Raw genomic sequence first — 16,903 nt, 5'->3', positions numbered from 1 at the left:
CCTGAAAGTGGTGCCCGCAGCCCTTCACCCGACACTTCGCGACACGGCTGTACCCGTGGAGGGGGCGGATGTGTCGCGACGTGTCGGGTGAAGCGCTGGCGGAGTCCCCGTGGCGCGGAGCGGTGAGCACAGGTGAGGGCGGGCGAGGAGGAATGAGCCCGGGGTGGAGGAGCGAGCCCGGGCGAGCACAGCGAGGGCTCACAGCCGCCCTGTCGCCTGCGACGGTTATACTCAGAGCAAATGGACGACCCTCCCTCTAGTTGCCCTGCCGGTTCACCATGCACGAGTTGACTCTGCTGGGCATCGGCCTGGTGCTCACCATCGGAACCGGCCTCTTCGTCGCATCCGAGTTCTCTCTCGTCAATCTCGAACGCTCCGAGCTCGAAGCGCGCCAGGCGCGTGGCGAGACGCGGCTCGGCATGACCATCGCGGCGCTCAGGCACACCTCGACGCACCTGTCGAGTGCGCAGCTGGGCATCACGCTGACGACGCTGCTGACCGGGTACACGCTCGAGCCGGCGTTCAGCGGCATGCTCGCTGGCCCGCTCAGCACGCTCCCGTTCCCTTCGGAGGTGACGCGCGGGATCGCGGCCGTCATCGCGGTGAGCGTCGCCACGCTGCTCTCGATGATCATCGGCGAGCTGGTGCCCAAGAACTTCGCGCTCGCCCTGCCGATCGCGACGGCCAAGCTTGTGGTGCCGTTCCAGACCGCGTTCACCTGGACGTTCCGGCCCGCTGTGGTGCTGCTGAACAACACGGCCAACGTCATCCTGCGCTCTGTCGGCATCGAGCCGAAGGAGGAGCTGTCGTCGGCGCGAACCGCCGAGGAGTTGCGGTCGCTTGTGCGTCGTTCGGCGAAGGAGGGCACGCTCGAGGTCGACACGGCCACGCTGCTCTCGCGCACGCTCGTGTTCAGCGAGCATGTCGCCGCCGACGTCATGACGCCGCGACCCCGCGTGGCGAGCGTGGACCGCACCGATTCGGCCCAGGTGGTCATCGAGTTGGCCAAGAGCACGGGCCTGTCGCGTTTTCCGGTCATCGACGACAGCATCGATGACGTCGTCGGTGTCGTGCACGTGAAGCAGGCGGTCGCGGTTCCGCGCGAGAAGCGGGCGGATGTTCCGGCTTCGGCACTGCAGGGTTCGGCTCTGCGGGTTCCTGAGACCATGAAGCTCGACTCCCTGCTGGGTGAGCTGCGGCAGCGCGGCTATCAGATGGCGATCGTCGTCGACGAGTACGGCGGAACGGCCGGGGTCGCCACGCTGGAGGATCTGGTGGAGGAGCTTGTCGGTGAGGTCGCCGACGAGCACGATCGTGCCCGTGCGGGCGTCGTGCGTTCGCGCGGCTGGTTGACGTTCCCCGGCATGCTGCGCCCCGATGAGCTTCTGGAGCGGGCGGATGTCGTGGTGTCGGAGGACGGACCCTACGAGACGGTCGCCGGCTTCATCATGAGCGAGCTGGGCCGTCTGGCCGTGGTGGGCGACACCGTGCGTGTCGACGCCGGCGAGTTCAGGGTCGAGCGCATGGACGGCCGCCGCATCGACCGCGTGCGTTTCACCCCCGACCCGGATGCGCCGGCGAGTGAAGGGGTTGAGCGACGATGACCGATTGGTGGGGTATCGCCTGGCTGTTCATCCTTCTGCTTGCCAATGCCTTCTTCGTCGGTGCCGAGTTCGCGGTGATCTCCGCGCGGCGATCGCAGATCGAGCCGAAGGCGGAGGCGGGTTCGCGCGCCGCGAAGACGACGCTCTACGCGATGGAGCATGCGACGCTCATGTTGGCGACGAGCCAGCTGGGCATCACGGTGTGCTCGCTTCTCATCCTGAACGTCTCAGAGCCGGCCATCCACCACCTGTTGGAGCTTCCGCTGCAGCTGACCGGCTGGTCGGAGGAGGTCATCGGCACTCTCGCGTTCATCGTGACGCTCGTGCTGGTCTCCTTCCTGCATGTGGTGTTCGGCGAGATGGTTCCGAAGAACCTGTCGTTCTCGCTGCCCGATCGCATGGCTCTGCTGTTGGCTCCGCCGCTCGTGTGGGTCTCGCGCGTGTTCCGTCACGTGATCTGGGCGCTGAACGCCACGGCGAACGGGGTTCTGCTGCTCTTCCGCGTTCAGCCGAAGAGTGAGGCGACCAGCTCGTACACGGTCGACGAGGTCGCCAACATCGTCGCACATTCCACGCGCGAGGGTGTGCTCACCGACCGCACGGGAGCGCTCAGCAACGCCTTCGAGTTCACGCAGAAGAAGGTGCGTGACATCGAGGTGGGTATGGGCGATCTGGTGAGCCTCTCGGAGGCGGCCACGCCGGCCGATGTGGAGCGCGCCGTAGCCCAGCACGGCTTCTCTCGCTATGTGCTCGTCGACGATGAGGGTGAGCCGACCGGCTACCTGCATCTGAAGGATGTCATCGACCTCGACGACACGGGTGAGTTCCTGGAGCCTGTGCCGCCGAAGCGCATCCGCCAGCTCATCTCCATCTACCGCGACATGGAACTCGAGGATGCCCTCGCTGCGATGCGCCGCTCAGGTGTGCACATCGCGCGGGTGTTCGAGGAGTCGGGCGCCACGCGCGGCGTGCTGTTCCTTGAGGACATCATCGAGGAGCTGGTCGGCGAAGTGCAGGACGCCACCCGCCGACTGTAGGGCGCCTCAGGAGTCGACTTCGTCGTGCCAGCGCGCGCGGTTGTACTGCGGTGGCACGAGTCCGCCCGCCGTGTGTGCGTCGAGCCCGAGCTCGATCGCTGCCCTCTGCGGGAAGTTCGGGTCGCGCAGCAGCTTGCGCCCCAGCATGACGGCATCCGCCTGACCGGATTCGATCACCTGTGATGCGTGACGGGCATCCGAGATGAGGCCGACGGCGGATGTGCGCACGCCGCCCTCGCGGCGCACATGCTCGGCGAAGGGAACCTGGTATCCGGGTCCGACGGAGATCTTCACCCCGTCGACGACGCCGCCTGTGGAGATGTCGAAGAGGTCGGCTCCGGCCTCGCTCGCCCAGCGGGCGACCGTAGTGGTCTGTTCGACGTCCCAGGCCCCCTCGACCCAGTCGGTGCCGGAGAAGCGCACGAAGAGCACCTTCTCCTCGCCGATGGCGGCGCGCACGGCGGTGACGACGCGCAGCAGCAGGCGTGCCCGGTTCTCGAGGCTGCCGCCGTATTCGTCGTCGCGCAGATTGGACAGGGGCGACAGGAACTGGTGCAGCAGGTAGCCGTGCGCGGCGTGGACCTCGATGACGTCGAAGCCGGCCTCGACGGAGCGGTGGGCTGCGGAGACGAAGTCGTCGACGACGCCGTCGATCCCGGCGCTGTCGAGCGCGACGGGCGTGTCATAGCCGTCGAACGCGATGGCGGAGGGGGCGAGCGTCTGCCAGCCTCCTTCCGAGACGGGCCGCGTGCCATCCTGATCTCCCCACTCGCGGAACACCGAGGCCTTGCGACCTGCATGGGCCAGCTGGATGCCCGCGGCGGCCCCCTGGGAGTGGATGAAGTCGACGATGCGGGCCCAGACGTCGCGCTGCTCATCCGTGTAGATCCCGGTGTCCTCGGCGGAGATCCGGCCCTCGGGGCTCACCCCGGTCGCCTCCGTCATGACGAGGCCCGCTCCGCCGCGGGCGATGGAGCCCAGGTGCACGAGGTGCCAGTCGGTGGGCACGCCGTCTTCGAGGTCCACGGCGTACTGGCACATGGGCGCGGCCCAGATGCGGTTGCGGAAGACGGTCGAACGGATGCTGAGCGGGCTGAACAGGGCGGGAGTACTGGAAGCGGTCACACTCCAAACTATCGTGGACTGCATGGAAGCCTTCGTGGAGTGGTCGCCGAGTGACGCCGCGACGATGATCGCCAGGCCGGGGGCGCACGACGACAAGTACTCGCGTGGCGTGCTCGGCGTCATGACCGGCTCGGAGCAGTACCCGGGCGCCGCAGTGCTCGGGGTTGATTCTGCGCTGCGCACGGGCGTGGGCATGGTGCGCTATCGCGGGCCGGAGCGGGCGACGAACCTCGTGCTGCAGCGGCACCCCGAGGCGGTGACGGCCGAGGGTCGCGTGCAGGCCTGGCTGCTCGGTTCCGGAATGGGTGAACCGGATGACGACATGAGGCGGATGCTACTGGACGCTCTCTCCGAGAAGGTTCCGACGGTCGTCGATGCCGGTGCGCTGGGCCTCCTGGGGCACGCATCCGGTCCCGTTGTGGCCACCCCGCACGCGCGCGAGCTGGGCCGCCTCCTCGGCGTCGAGCCCGACGAGATCTCCGCAGACCCGGCGCGCTGGTGCGCCGTCGCCGCCGAACGGCTGGGCGCCGTCGTGCTGCTCAAGGGCAGCCGCACCCATGTCGCCGGCCCGCGCGGCACGCGACTGGCGTGCGCCGAGGCGACACCGTGGCTCGCGACGGCCGGAACGGGCGACGCGCTGGGCGGCATCCTCGGCGCGCTGCTCGCCACGCATTCTGCGGGCCTCGCAGGCGGGGGAGAGGAGGCGGAGCGGATGCTCGTGCGACTGGCCGCGACGGCGTCGCTCGTGCACTCGCTCGCCGCACTGCGGGCATCCGGCGGCGCGCCCTTCACGGTGTTGGAGCTGAACGCCGCCATCCCGCAGACGGTGGCCGGTCTGCTGTCGGGGATCGCCGAGTGACGCGCACGACCCTGCGGACGCCCGGCAGGAGATGGCTGTGGCCCGCCTTCCTGGCGGTGAATGTGTGGTTGTGCTGGGTCGCCTACGCGGGCCCCGGCTACGCCCTCGGCGATGTGTACCTGTACCGCTGGTGGGTGGAGCTGGGCCTGAGCGGCGGCCCGTGGGTCGGCATCGACACCGCCTGGGTGTACCCGGTGCTCGCTCTGGCCCCTCTGGTGGCCGCTGCGGTCGCCGGAATCGACGGCTACGTGCTCTCGTGGCTGATGCTCGTCGTGCTGCTGAACGGTGTCGCCCTCGCCGCAGTGACCGGATGGACGGGCCGTGCCCGCAATCTGGGCGCCGGATGGTGGTGGGCGGTGTTCCTGCTGCTGCTGGGCCCGATCGCCGTGGGGCGCGTCGACTCGATCACGGCACCGCTCGCCGTCATCGCGGTCGCGCTTCTCGCCAAGCATCCTGTTGTGGCGGGCATCCTGCTGGCCGCCGCGACCTGGATCAAGGTCTGGCCGGCCGCGCTCATCGCCGCCGTGCTCGTGGTTAGCAGGGACAGATGGCGGATGCTCGCGGGCACGATCGCCGCGAGCGTCGCGGTCGTCTGCGGGTCGCTCGCCCTCGGCGGGGCGAACAGTCTGCTCTCCTTCGTCACCCAACAGGCGGGCCGCGGCCTGCAGATCGAGGCACCGGTGAGCGCACCGTGGCTGTGGATGGGGGTGGGGGGGGTTCCCGGCACGGGGCTCTATTACGACGACGGCATCCTCACCTATCAGGTGCGGGGCGACGGCGTCGATATCGTGGCTCAGCTGATGACGCCGCTCCTGGCGCTCGTCGCCGTCGCGATCGCCGTGCTGGCCGTGTGGCTGCTGGGGAGGGGCGCGAAGCCGGCAGCGCTGCTGCCGCCGTTCGCGCTCGCCCTTGTGACGGCGCTCATCGCCGTCAACAAGGTCGGGTCGCCGCAGTTCGTGGCATGGCTGGCGGCGCCGATCGTGCTCGGACTCGTGGCGCACGCCGCTGGCAGGGCGTCGTCGTTTCGGGTGCCCGCGCTCATCGTTGCGGTCATCGCCGGGCTCACCCAGGCCGTGTACCCGTATCTGTACGGCTACCTGCTGAACCTGGACCCGGTCATCCTGTCGGTGCTGACCGCTCGCAATGTGCTCGAGTTCGTGCTGCTGGCCTGGTCCGTTCGCGCCATGGTGACGGCCCCGCGAGGGCGCCGCGGTGGCGCGTAGCGGGGCAGGAGGGCGCTAGAAGTCGCGCGGGGCCTCGCCACGCAGCAGGATGCCGTCGGCGATGGCGCGCTTACGCAGCGCCACCTTCGTGCCGACATCGATTCCGGCGATGCGGTACTTCTCACGGATGCGCTTGAGGTATGACTTGGCGGTCTCCTCGGAGATGCCCAGCTGGAACGCGACCGCCTTGACGGGTTCGCCGCCGCCGTAGAGCGCCATGACGCGGCGCTCCTGCGCGCTCAGTTTGGGTGCGCCGCCGACCTCTGTCGAGTTGAGGGCCAGGTCGAGTTCCGCCGAGATGAATGACTCGTTCTTGGCTGCTGCCCTGATCGCCTCGACGATCATCGACGCGTCCTCGCTCTTGACGAGGTAGCCGAGTGCGCCCGCCGCGAGCGCCTCACGCACGACGTTCGGCTCGGAGTAGGTGCTCATGAGCACGGTCTTGACGCCCGTCGTCTTGAGCGTGGAGATCTTCAGCGAGATCGGCAGATTGTCTTTGAGGTCGAGGTCGAGCAGTACGACGTCGACGGGGAAGTCGGGGTGTGAGAGCAGCTCGGGCCAGGTGGAGACGGCCGCAACGAGGTTGATGTCGGGAGCTGCGGATCTCACCCATTCGGTCAGCGCTCCGAGCAACATCTTGTGGTCGTCGACGATGGCGAGCCGAAGCGGTTCTGAAGCTGACACAGGGTCCCCTTTTACTTTTTGCGTTACACGCATGTTAACGGTCTGCGGGATTTTCCATGACACACTCGATTTCGACGCGCAGGCTGGCGTCGTGCATCGAGTCGCTGAAATGGCCGACCTTGCCGATGGCATCCCAGATCGCAGGATCGACCCTGTTGCGGGGCACGCCCGTCGATGTGAGCAGGATCGGCACGGTTATGGAGTGGTTGCCACCGGTTCCCGACGGGGTCGCGGCGGGGCCGAGCGTGAGCTGTACGGTCGCGGGGCGCTTCTCCCTGTCGCTGACGAGCAGCCAGACGGCAGCGAGCAGGCCGTCGCGCTGGCGCTGGTCGAGGAGGCCGGCGAGGCTGCCGCGGTCGCTCAGCTCGACGAAGCGGCCGAGCGTCTCGGATTCTGTGACCGCGTGGTAGAGCCAGGTCTCGCGGCGGCCCTCGATGAGGTGCAACCGCAGTTCGGTGGCGAGGGATGCGGCGCGAGAGGCCGTCTTCGGGTCGAGGGGGAGGGGCGTGCGGCCGGTCGCGACGGAGTCGAGCAGCTCCTCAGCGGCGAGGTCGAGACGGGCGAGTTCCTCCGAGGCGAGCATGCCGACGGCGAAGCGCGGTGCCGACACGGTGCTCTGCACGAGCACCCGGTCGAGTTCCGTCTGCACGAGCCGCCGGAAGCGCCTGACCACGTAGACGCCGAAGACGGGCGGGAGCACGGCGAGGGCGACGACCCCCAGCTGCGCGGGCAGGGTCGTCGCCGTGACGGGCGAGTTGACGACGATCGCGACGATGAAGATGAGGGCGATGAGGATGCTCGCCGACAGGATCTCCCATGCGCGTCGCAGCGTGACGGAGACGAGCAGACCCGCGCTGGCGCAGGCGGATGCGGTGGCGAAGCCGGCGATGTTCTCGAGCGGCCAGATCGAGCCGAAATCGAGGGCGATGACCAGCAGGATCGTGATCACGATAACAGTGAACAGCCAGTCGGGCATGCTCTCGCCGCGGGTGGCGATGGAGACGGCGACCCCGCCGAGGCAGAGCAGCAGCAGCAGCCAGGCGACGCCGACGCCGAGCGTGTCGGGGTAGGTGTTCCAGTTGAGGGCGAGCAGCACGAGGCCGTAGCTCATCTGAAGGGCGGCGATGACGCCGGCGCCCACGCCCAGATAGCCGGTGCCGAGACTGGCGCCCATGGCCTTCGCCTGACGCATCGCGCGGTTGGGGGAGCCGCCACCATTGCTCCTGCGGCGCCCCACGACCACACCGAGGGTGTTCTCGCCCATGTCCTGATAACTCACGCCCGCGGTACCTCCAGCACGACGGTCGTTCCCGCGCCGGGCGAGGAGAACAGTCGGGCGTTGCCGCCGACCTCCCTGAGCCTGCCCACAATGGACTCCTTGTAGCCGAGGTTCTGCTCCGTCAGGCTGCCGAGATCGAAGCCGACGCCCGAATCGGTGACCATGGCCCTGATGGTGGTCTCGTCTTCGGTGATGGTGACATGGGCATCCGACACCTTCGCATGCCTGCGAACGTTCTCGAGACACTCGGAGAGGGCGAGGAGGAACGCGTCGAGCACATCGCTCGGCAGCAGAACGTGACCGGTGCCGTGCCAGCTCACCTCGAGGCCCATGCGGCCGAAGCGCTGCTTGACCGACTCGAGGGTCGTGCCGAGCGGGGTCTCGGCGACGGGTTCGAGGTTGTAGCTGCCCGAGGCCGTCGGAGGGGTCGTCACGCCGAGCCTCAGCTGGCGCAGCAGGCGCGCGTCGTCGGCCGCCTGCTGGCGCATCGACTCGGGCGCGACGCCGATGCCGGAGTGGGCGAGCAGGGTGAGCGTCGCGAGAACCGTGTCGTGCAGCAGCCGTGCGCCCTGGCGGCGCTGCGCCTCCGTCTCGCTCGCCCGACGCTCCGCCCTGTGGGCACGTCCGATGCTGTTGATGCGACGGGCGGCCCGAGGCACGCTCGAACTGAGCCAGTAGGCGAAGAGTGTGACGAGGGCCCAACCGAAGACCACAACGATGGCGCTGCGCGCGACGAGCTCGCTGCCCGGTGCGGCCGTGATCATGAGCGTCATGGTGAGGATGAACGCGCCCACGAGCATGATGACCCGCAGTCGGCTGCCCATGAGCACCATCGCGAAGGAGGCCATGGTGCCGGCGGCGAGCGGGGCCATCGCACCCAGCAGCGCTGGCGTCGCCCCCGTGTCGCCTGGCATCTGCACGACGAACAGGATCGCAAGGCCCACGAGGATGCCGGCGGCGATGAGCAGAAGCGAGCGGGAGTTGCCGAGAGTGATGAACACGGCGATGAGCACCACGAACAGCGGGATGATGGCGACGTAGATCTCGGGCTCGAGAAGCCCCGGCACGAGGAAGCACAGGAGCGACACGATCGTGCAGCCCAGACCGATCATGCGTGCGGACCGCTGCAGGAGGCGATCGCGCTCTCGGGCTAGGGGATCCACACGTGCAATAGTCACATACTGTGACCTCGAATGGGGGACAACACCCGGCGCGGCAGCTATTCGGGGCTCAGCCAGCCCTCCCGGATGGCGTGGCGGCGAAGGAGCACCCTCGTGCCGAGGTCGACGCCCGCCCGCAGATACTTGCGCCTGGCCCGCTTGAGGTACGACTTGACGGTCTCCTCGGTGGTGGCCATCAGGGCGGCGACATCCTTGACCGTGCGACCGGTCGAGTAGAGCATGAGCGCGCGCAACTCGCGGGCGCCGAGCCCGGGCGTCGACGGGGCGATCGCGTCGATGGTGGCGTGGGCGACCGAGCGGGGTCGGTGACGGCGGCCCGCCGCGGCCGCACGGATGGCCGTGACGAGTTCGACGGTGTCATCCGATTTGGGCACGAAGGAGAGGGCGCCCGCATGCAGCGCGCTCTGCACCGTGATGGCATCCGAGTGTCTGCTCATGACGACGATCGCGACGCCTGTCGGCGCGAGCGCCTGAACTTTTGTGGCGATGGGGATGCCGTCTCCGAGCGACAGGTCCAACAGCACGACGTCGACGGGGAACTCCGGATGCGCCAGAAGGCCCACCCATGTGGTCTCTGCGGCGACGACACGGATGTCGGGATGGCTCATGTGCAGATGCGACGAGATGCCGTCGAGGACCAGCCGATGGTCGTCGACGATGCCGAGCCGGATCAGGCGCGGCTGAGCGGTGTCGCCGCGAGTGGGCGTCACGACTCGAGGAGTCGCACGAGCTGGGGGCCGACGAGGTCATCCTCGATGAGGAAGCCGTCGTGGCCGAAGTCGGAGTGGATGACGACCGCGTCGTCGCCGTCGATGTTGCCGGAGAGCCCACGCGCGATGAGCCGCTGGTCGGGAACGGGAAAAAGCCTGTCACTGTCGATACCGAGCACGAGCGCCTTGGCCGTCGCGCGGCCGAGAGCGGCATCGATGCCGCCGCGATCGCGCCCGATGTCATGCGAGTTCATGGCCTCGACGAGCGTGATGTACGAGTTCGCGTCGAAGCGGCGGGTGAACTTGTTGCCGTGGAAGTCGAGGTAGCTCTCGACGGCGAAACGACCGGTGTCTCCCAGCGGGCTGATCTCGCTCTGCCAGCTGCGCTGGAAGCGGGCATTGAGTTCGGCGGGGGAACGATAGTTGAGCAGGGCCATGCGGCGGGCCAGCGCGAGGCCGCGGTAGGGGCCCTCTCCGTCGGCGGCCTCGTAGTAGTCGCCGCCGGCGAAGCGCTCGTCCATGCGGATGGCCTCGATCTGCACCGAGTTGAGGGCGATCTGGTCGGCGCTGCTCAGCGGGGGAGCGGCGAGCACCGCAACACGATCGAGCCTGTCGGGGTGGCCGACCGCCCACTCGAGTGAATGCATCCCGCCCATGGAGCCGCCGATGACGGCCGCCCAGCGCCTGATGCCGAGCGAATCGCTGAGGGCGACCTGTGCGTCGACCTGGTCGCGGATGGTGATGTACGGAAAGCGCGGGCCCCACTCGAAGCCGTCGGTCGTGTGCGATGACGGGCCCGTCGTGCCCTGGCAACCGCCGAGCATGTTGGGCGCGACGACGAACCACCTGTTCGTGTCGATGTACCTGCCCGGCCCGACGAGGCCGGACCACCAGCCGGCAGTCGGATGCCCGAGCCCGGGAGGGCCGACAAGGTGGCTGTCGCCGGTCAGGGCGTGCAGCACGAGGATCGCGTTCGCACCGTCGTCGTCGAGTTCGCCCCACGTCTCGAAGGCGACACGCAGGTGAGGGATGTGCCCTCCGCGTTCTAGCGGAAGCGTGCCGAGACTGGCGAAGCGGCGGCGCCCTGCCGGGTCGCCCTCGCGCCAGGCGCCGGTGGCCGGCGGCTTGCCGAGCAGCGCACGGCTGTTCGCCTCTGTGATGAAGCTCGAGGGAACGCTGTCTTCGGGTGTCTGCCAGTCCATGTCTAAGCCCAGTATCCCCAAAACCCCGGGAGCGTGCACACGTATTACGCCGCGGCGCCTTCGCCCGCCCGAAACCAGCGATGCCGGGCCGAGGCGCCGCCTCCGCCGCTCATGCGGCCGAAGGGACGCCCGGGCCCGGCATCGACGATGCTGGAATGACCGGATCAGGCCAGGCGGTTGGCCTCCACGACGGCGCGGGCCGCGGCGAGGCCCGCCTCGAGGTCGGCCTTGATGTCGTCGATGTTCTCGAGGCCCACCGAGAGACGCACGAGGCCCGGGGTGACGCCCGCAGTGAGCTGCTGCTCGGGGGTCAGCTGCGAGTGGGTGGTCGACGCGGGGTGGATGATGAGGCTGCGCACATCGCCGATGTTGGCGACATGGCTGAACAGGCTCACACCGTCGACGAGCGCGCGGCCGGCGTCGACGCCGCCCTTCAGCTCGAATGAGAGAACGGCACCGACGCCATTGGGGGCGTACTTGTTGGCGCTCGCGTACCAGGGGCTCGACGGCAGGCCCGCGTAGTAGACGGTGTCGACGTCGTCGCGGGCATCCAGCCACTCGGCGATCTCCTGCGCGTTCTGCACGTGGCGCTCGATGCGCAGGCTGAGGGTCTCGAGGCCCTGAATGAGCTGCCAGGCGCTCGCCGGGGCGATCGCGGGGCCGAGGTCGCGCAGCAGCTGCACGCGCGCCTTGATGATGTAGGCGATCGCGTCGCCGACGGCGGCCGTGTAGCTGGCGCCGTGGTAGCTGGGGTCGGGCTCGGTCAGCCCGGGGAACTTCTCGACGTTCTTCGACCACTCGAAGCGACCGCCGTCGACGATGACGCCGCCCATGACGGTGCCGTGACCGCCCAGGAACTTCGTCGCCGAGTGCACGACGATGTCGGCGCCATGGTCGAGCGGGCGGATGAGGAACGGGGTCGCGATCGTGTTGTCGACGATGAGCGGCAGGCCGTTCTCGTGGGCGACGCCCGAGACGAGCTCGATGTCGAGCACGTTGATGCGCGGGTTGCCGATCGTCTCGGCGAACAGCAGCTTCGTGTTGGGGCGAACGGCGCGGCGCCACTCCTCGGCGTCATCCTGGTTCTCCACGAAGGTGGTCTCGATGCCGAGCTTCGCGAGCGTGTACTTGAAGAGGTTGTAGGTGCCGCCGTAGATCGACGACGACGCGACGATGTGGTCGCCCGACTGGGCGATGTTCAGAACGGCCAGCGTCGTCGCTGACTGCCCCGAAGCGAGCAGAAGGGCCGCCGAGCCGCCCTCGAGGGCTGCGACGCGCTGCTCGACGACATCCTGGGTGGGGTTCTGGATGCGCGTGTAGATGTTGCCGAATTCGGCCAGCGCGAACAGGTTCTTGGCGTGCTCTGCGTCGTTGAAGACGTAGGCCGTGGTCTGGTAGATCGGCGTCGCCCGCGCATTGGTGACGGGGTCGGGCTGCGCGCCGGAGTGGATCTGCTTGGTCTCGAACTTCCAGTTGTCGCTCATGGACATCTCCTAGAAAAAGGGGTGGTCGGGTGGGTCGTGGTCAGGGCCTGATCCTGAGCCTATGAACCGGGGTGGGCCCGGTCAAAGGCTACAGACATACGGGGTAATGCAGGTATATCGGATGCTGTGGGCATCCGTTCGCTCAGTCGCGTCGCGAACCCGTCGGGTCGACCCGTGACGGCCCGCCGGCACTCGGCTCGGAGGAGGCGAACAGCCAGCGCGGCCTCGGCTCCACGATCGGCCTGAAGATGCGGCGCACCGGCTTCGACGCCAGCAGGATGCTGATGGCCACGCTGAGCAGCACCATTCCGATGAGCCACGGCGTCGTCGGGTTGTCGCGCAGGATCGGCGTCTGCCGCAGCGGGTAGAGAACAAAACTGTGCAACAGGTAGATGTACATGGTCGCCTGGCCGAGCGTGGTCATCCAGGTGCGCGAGCGCGGCACGAGCACGAAGAACGCGGCACACAGCACGACAGCCAGCAGGATGACGCCCAGTCGCATGAGCCCCGCCGTCCACTGGTACTCGCCCAGGTCGTTGTAGGAGGAGTCGTAGAAGAACCAGAACTTCAGGTCGATGGCGCGCCAGTGGTCGATGAACACCCACACGACGGTCAACCAGACGCCGAAGACGGCGACGGCGGCCGCCCGAGCCCACCAGATGACCGGCCCCGCCATCCGCCACTTCTCTATGACGCCCCACTCGTGGATCTTGTAGCCGAGCACGAAGAACGGCAGGATGCCGATGGCCCGTGACAGCGAGAAGGTGCTGTCGACGTTGCTCAGGTATCCGACGCCGATCGACAGCAGCACAGCCCACGCGAGCGGCCAGCGCAGAAGCGCCAGATACGGCAGAACCAGCCGGAAGATGCCGAGGGCGAGCAGGAACCACAGAGTCCAGGAGGGCTTCGAGGGGTTGATCTCCTGCTTGCCCTCCACAAGGAACTGCACGAGGGTCCAGATCGACTCCATGATCAGATACGGCACCAGGATGTCGGTGATCACCTTCGTCATCTGCCGACGCGTCGGAGAGCCCGACTTGGAGAAATAGCCGCTGATGATCGCGAACGCGGGCATGTGGAACGCGTAGATGAACAGGTACAGCACGAGCGCATGATCGTCGTCATAGGTGAGGCGCTGGATGCCGTGCCCGACGACCACGAGCGTCACACAGATGAAGCGGGCGTTGTCCCACAGGGGCACGCGCGGGCGCTTCTTCGCGGTCGAGATGCTCGCCGTGTCGGTCATGAGGCTCCTGCCGTAATCCTGCGCCCGGCCTCGCGGCCGATTCGGTCACCCAGCCTATTCGGCGCGGGTTAGCGTTGTGCTGGAAGACAACAGTGTGGAGGGAACGGGCATGAGCGGAGCAGGCACACGGCGGGTCGTGGTGACAGGGGCGAGCTCGGGAATCGGTGCGGCCACAGTGCGGCTGTTCCGTGAGCACGGCTGGGAGGTCGTCGGCGTGGCCCGGCGCGCAGACCGGCTTGAGGCGCTCGCCGCCGAGACCGGCGCCGACATCTTCGTCGCCGACCTCACCCTGCAATCAGACGTGGATGCGCTGCGCGAGCACCTGCAGAAGCTCGGCCCCGTGCACGCGCTCGTCAACAACGCGGGAGGGGCATTCGGCTCCGCCACCGTCGAGGAGGCCGCCGTCGAGGACTGGCAGCGGATGTTCGAGGTGAACGTCATCGCCGTCAAGCGCGTCGTGAGCGCACTGCTGCCACTTCTGCGAGCAGGCATAGACGAGGGCGACGCGGATGCGGAGCTGCCGCACGCAGACATCCTCACGGTGTCGTCGACGGCCGGCCTCACCCCCTACGAGGGGGGTGGCGGCTACAACGCCGCCAAGTCCGGCGTGCACGCGCTCGTCGGTGCGCTCCGGCTGGAACTCGCGGGCGAGCCCATCAGGGTGACGGAGATCGCGCCGGGCATGGTGCACACGCCCGAGTTCACGCTGAACCGCCTGCGCGGCGACCAGCAGAAGGCCGACGCCGTCTACGAAGGCGTCACGCATCCGCTCGTCGCCGACGACATTGCACGCGTCATCGTTCAGACCCTCGAGATGCCCGGGCATGTGAACCTCGACCTCGTCGTCGTGCGGCCGGTCGCGCAGGCCGCACAGCACAAGCTCGTGCGAGGCGAGCTGAAACCCCGAGCCTGAGGTCCCCTCTCACCACCCGCCACCCTGCCGCGAGTGGCCAAAGATTACCCTTCGCGGGCGCAGCGTGGGGCAGAAATTGACCTCTCGCGGAGGGGCGGCGCTCCTCAGGCGGTGCGGAGAGCCGCCGCCTCGTCGTCGTGCGACGCATCCGCAAACGCGTTCTTCGGCACGACGAGCAGCAGCAGCGCCGCCACGAGCCCCGCGCCGCCGCAGACGACCCACACCATCATGTAGCCGAAGAGGCTGCCCGCCGTCTGGCCGGCGATCTGTACGGCGCCGATCGCGAGCAGGATCGCGAAGGCGGAGGATGCGAACGAGCCGCCGATCGTCTTGGTCGTGTTGGTGAGGCCTGACGCGATACCGGTCTGGCCTCGCGGCGCTGCTGCCGCGGCGGCTGCGGGCATGGCTCCGACGAGCGCGCCGGAGCCGATTCCGACGAGCGCCATGTTGGTGCACACCTGCCACACCTCGAGATGGAACGGCACGAAGAGCAGGAACCCGAGGGCGACGCAGGCGGCCGACACGATGAGGGCGGCGCGCGGAGTGGTGAGCCGGGCGAGCATCGGGTAGAGCACGGCGCCGATGATCATGGAGACCAGGTAGAGGCCGATCACGTACGAGATGTCGCTCGCCTCGAGCCCGAGACCGTAGCCGAGTTCGCGGGGCGTTCCCGCGTAGAGCGAGAGCGGCGCCTGGGCGCCGAGCACGCTGATGCCGACCAGGAACGCGGTCACCTGCACGGGCCACATGTTCGGTTGGGCGAGCACCCGGATGTCGATGGCCGGGTCGGGCTGCTTCAGCTCGAAGAGGGCGAAGGGGATGAACAGCAGGAGCCCCACGGCGATGATGAGGAGCACCCAGCCCTGCGGACCGCTGTCCTTCATGATGGCGAGGCCGATGGTGATGCAGAGGAGGGCCGCGGTGAGGATGGCGAAGCCGGGCCAGTCGAGTCGGCGTCCGGCGAGCGGCTCCGACTCGGGCACGCCGAAGAGGATGACGAAGAAGACGAGCGTCACGGCCACCGCGGGCACCATGAGTGTCGGCGTGATCGCCAGGTCGAGGAGCTCGACGCCGCCGAAGGCCTTGAACACGGCGGAACCACCGAGTGCGCCCGCGATGGCTCCCGCTTCGAGCCCGACCACGAGGAGGCCGGCCGCCTTGCGGGTCGAGGATGCGGCGTGGCCGCTGCGCCTGCCCTTGTCGAAGATGAGCGCAACCTCGAGCGGAAGCCACACGGTGAGGAACGCCTGCAGCGTCCACGCGATGAGAAAGCTCCAGTAGTCGCCGGCGAAGGCGAGCCACCAGGTCGCGCCCGCAGTGAAGACGGTGGAGATGAGCAGGATGCGTTTGTGGCCGTATATGTCGCCGAGCTTGGCGAGCACGGGCACGACGAGGGCGGCGAGCAGAAGCTGCGTGCCCTCGAAGACGTTGAACTCGGCGTCGGCGATGCCCAGATGCTTCACCAGGTCGGGGATCAGCGGAACATAGAAGCCCTGCAGGATGCCGCTGACGAACTCGACGAGGATGAGAAAGCCGATGAGCCCAGCGGTTATGGAGCGGGGCTTCTTCGCCCGAGGTGTGCGCATGGGGTGAGCGTAGCGCCAGGGCGGGCTCACCGGCAGCGCCTCGCGGAGGCGACAGCGTCGGGGCCTGCCACTACGCTCGAAGCATGACGCCTCGCCCGCTCTCGCAGCTCGTCGAGCAGGGCTGGGCGGAGGCGTTGCGCCCCGTCGAGCCGACTGTTGCCGCGCTGGGGGAGTTCCTCCGGGCGGAGACGGCGGCGGGTCGCGACTATCTGCCGCCGGGTGAGCGCGTGCTGCGCGCCTTCGGCTACCCGCTGGCGGATGTCCGGGTGCTCATCGTCGGGCAGGATCCGTACCCGACGCCCGGGCACGCGATAGGGTTGAGCTTCGCCGTTGACAGGGGAGTGCGCCCGCTGCCGCGCAGCCTGCAGAACATCTACCGGGAGCTGCACGACGACCTCGGCATCGAGCCGGCGCAGCACGGCGATCTGAGCGCGTGGGCCGAGCGCGGCGTCATGCTGCTCAACCGGGTTCTCACGGTGCGCGCGGGTGAGTCCGGCTCGCACAGGAGGCGCGGCTGGGAGGAGGTCACGGAGGCGGCGATCCGTGCCCTGGTGGCGCGGCCGGAGCCCCTCGTCGCGATTCTCTGGGGCAATGATGCGGCGTCGCTTCGCCCGCTTCTGGGCTCGACGCCTGTCGTGGCATCCGCGCATCCGAGTCCTCTGTCGGCGTCGCGGGGTTTCTTCGGTTCGCGCCCGTTCAGCAGGGCGAATGCATTGTTGGAGGAGCAGGGCGCAGAGCCGATCGACTGGCGGCTGCCGTGAGGGGCTTTC

Annotated in this window: 15 protein-coding genes; 6 read left to right on the top strand and 9 right to left on the bottom strand. The window is 68.4% G+C overall.

The window, feature by feature from the left end; translation table 11 throughout:
* Positions 1-278: 278 nt before the first annotated feature.
* Positions 279-1,604: a hemolysin family protein gene (locus tag FB562_RS08165; protein ID WP_141880648.1), complete on the top strand. Its 1,326-nt coding sequence runs from the start codon at positions 279-281 to the stop codon at positions 1,602-1,604.
* Positions 1,601-2,641, top strand: a complete 1,041-nt coding sequence (locus FB562_RS08160; RefSeq protein ID WP_141880647.1) for a hemolysin family protein — start codon at positions 1,601-1,603, stop codon at positions 2,639-2,641. Before FB562_RS08165 ends, FB562_RS08160 begins: the two co-directional genes overlap by 4 nt.
* A 6-nt stretch (positions 2,642-2,647) precedes the next feature.
* Here the strand turns inward: FB562_RS08160 and FB562_RS08155 are convergent, their stop codons facing one another.
* Positions 2,648-3,766: an NADH:flavin oxidoreductase/NADH oxidase gene (locus FB562_RS08155; protein ID WP_246081397.1), complete on the bottom strand. Its 1,119-nt coding sequence runs from the start codon at positions 3,764-3,766 to the stop codon at positions 2,648-2,650.
* 22 nt (positions 3,767-3,788) lie between these two features.
* Here FB562_RS08155 and FB562_RS08150 point away from each other — a divergent pair, with 22 nt between their 5' ends.
* Both FB562_RS08150 and FB562_RS08145 read left to right on the top strand, forming a co-directional pair.
* Positions 3,789-4,625, top strand: coding sequence for an ADP-dependent NAD(P)H-hydrate dehydratase (locus FB562_RS08150; RefSeq protein ID WP_141880645.1), 837 nt, complete (start codon positions 3,789-3,791; stop codon positions 4,623-4,625).
* A complete protein-coding gene (locus tag FB562_RS08145; RefSeq protein ID WP_185740487.1) occupies positions 4,622-5,848 on the top strand; it encodes a glycosyltransferase 87 family protein in 1,227 nt (408 codons plus the stop codon). Before FB562_RS08150 ends, FB562_RS08145 begins: the two co-directional genes overlap by 4 nt.
* Positions 5,849-5,863: 15 nt before the next feature.
* On the opposite strand, the gene FB562_RS08140 is transcribed toward FB562_RS08145, so the two are convergent.
* The 7 genes from FB562_RS08140 to FB562_RS08110 form a co-directional block, all read right to left on the bottom strand.
* Positions 5,864-6,532, bottom strand: a complete 669-nt coding sequence (locus FB562_RS08140; protein ID WP_185740486.1) for a response regulator — start codon at positions 6,530-6,532, stop codon at positions 5,864-5,866.
* A 34-nt stretch (positions 6,533-6,566) separates the two neighbouring features.
* Complete coding sequence (locus tag FB562_RS08135) at positions 6,567-7,811, bottom strand: hypothetical protein (RefSeq protein ID WP_246081396.1); 1,245 nt, start codon at positions 7,809-7,811, stop codon at positions 6,567-6,569.
* On the bottom strand, positions 7,808-8,974 hold the full coding sequence (locus FB562_RS08130) for an ATP-binding protein (RefSeq protein ID WP_141880642.1): 1,167 nt from the start codon (positions 8,972-8,974) through the stop codon (positions 7,808-7,810). Before FB562_RS08130 ends, FB562_RS08135 begins: the two co-directional genes overlap by 4 nt.
* Before the next feature lie 56 nt (positions 8,975-9,030).
* Positions 9,031-9,702 (bottom strand): response regulator transcription factor, encoded by a 672-nt coding sequence (locus FB562_RS08125; RefSeq protein WP_141880641.1) that lies wholly within the window; start codon positions 9,700-9,702, stop codon positions 9,031-9,033.
* Complete coding sequence (metX, locus tag FB562_RS08120; RefSeq protein WP_141880640.1) at positions 9,699-10,904, bottom strand: homoserine O-acetyltransferase MetX; 1,206 nt, start codon at positions 10,902-10,904, stop codon at positions 9,699-9,701. Before metX ends, FB562_RS08125 begins: the two co-directional genes overlap by 4 nt.
* Positions 10,905-11,068: 164 nt before the next feature.
* The gene (locus FB562_RS08115) at positions 11,069-12,394 is read right to left on the bottom strand and encodes a bifunctional o-acetylhomoserine/o-acetylserine sulfhydrylase (protein ID WP_141880639.1); all 1,326 of its coding nucleotides are present in this window, start codon (positions 12,392-12,394) and stop codon (positions 11,069-11,071) included.
* 136 nt (positions 12,395-12,530) lie between these two features.
* Entirely contained in the window at positions 12,531-13,634 is a 1,104-nt protein-coding gene (locus tag FB562_RS08110; RefSeq protein ID WP_141880638.1) for an acyltransferase family protein, read from the bottom strand.
* Between the two features lie 109 nt (positions 13,635-13,743).
* On the opposite strand from FB562_RS08110, the gene FB562_RS08105 reads away from it, so the two are divergent.
* Complete coding sequence (locus FB562_RS08105) at positions 13,744-14,547, top strand: SDR family oxidoreductase (protein ID WP_141880637.1); 804 nt, start codon at positions 13,744-13,746, stop codon at positions 14,545-14,547.
* Positions 14,548-14,651: 104 nt separating this feature from the next.
* Here FB562_RS08105 and FB562_RS08100 read toward each other — a convergent pair whose 3' ends face one another.
* The gene (locus tag FB562_RS08100) at positions 14,652-16,133 is read right to left on the bottom strand and encodes an MFS transporter (RefSeq protein WP_141880636.1); all 1,482 of its coding nucleotides are present in this window, start codon (positions 16,131-16,133) and stop codon (positions 14,652-14,654) included.
* A gap of 83 nt (positions 16,134-16,216) precedes the next feature.
* On the opposite strand from FB562_RS08100, the gene FB562_RS08095 reads away from it, so the two are divergent.
* The gene (locus FB562_RS08095) at positions 16,217-16,894 is read left to right on the top strand and encodes a uracil-DNA glycosylase (protein WP_141880635.1); all 678 of its coding nucleotides are present in this window, start codon (positions 16,217-16,219) and stop codon (positions 16,892-16,894) included.
* Positions 16,895-16,903: the final 9 nt, after the last annotated feature.

Source organism: Homoserinimonas aerilata (assembly GCF_006716125.1).
Classification (GTDB): Bacteria; Actinomycetota; Actinomycetes; order Actinomycetales; family Microbacteriaceae; genus Homoserinimonas; species Homoserinimonas aerilata.
This window is presented reverse-complemented; position numbering and strand designations above follow the sequence as displayed.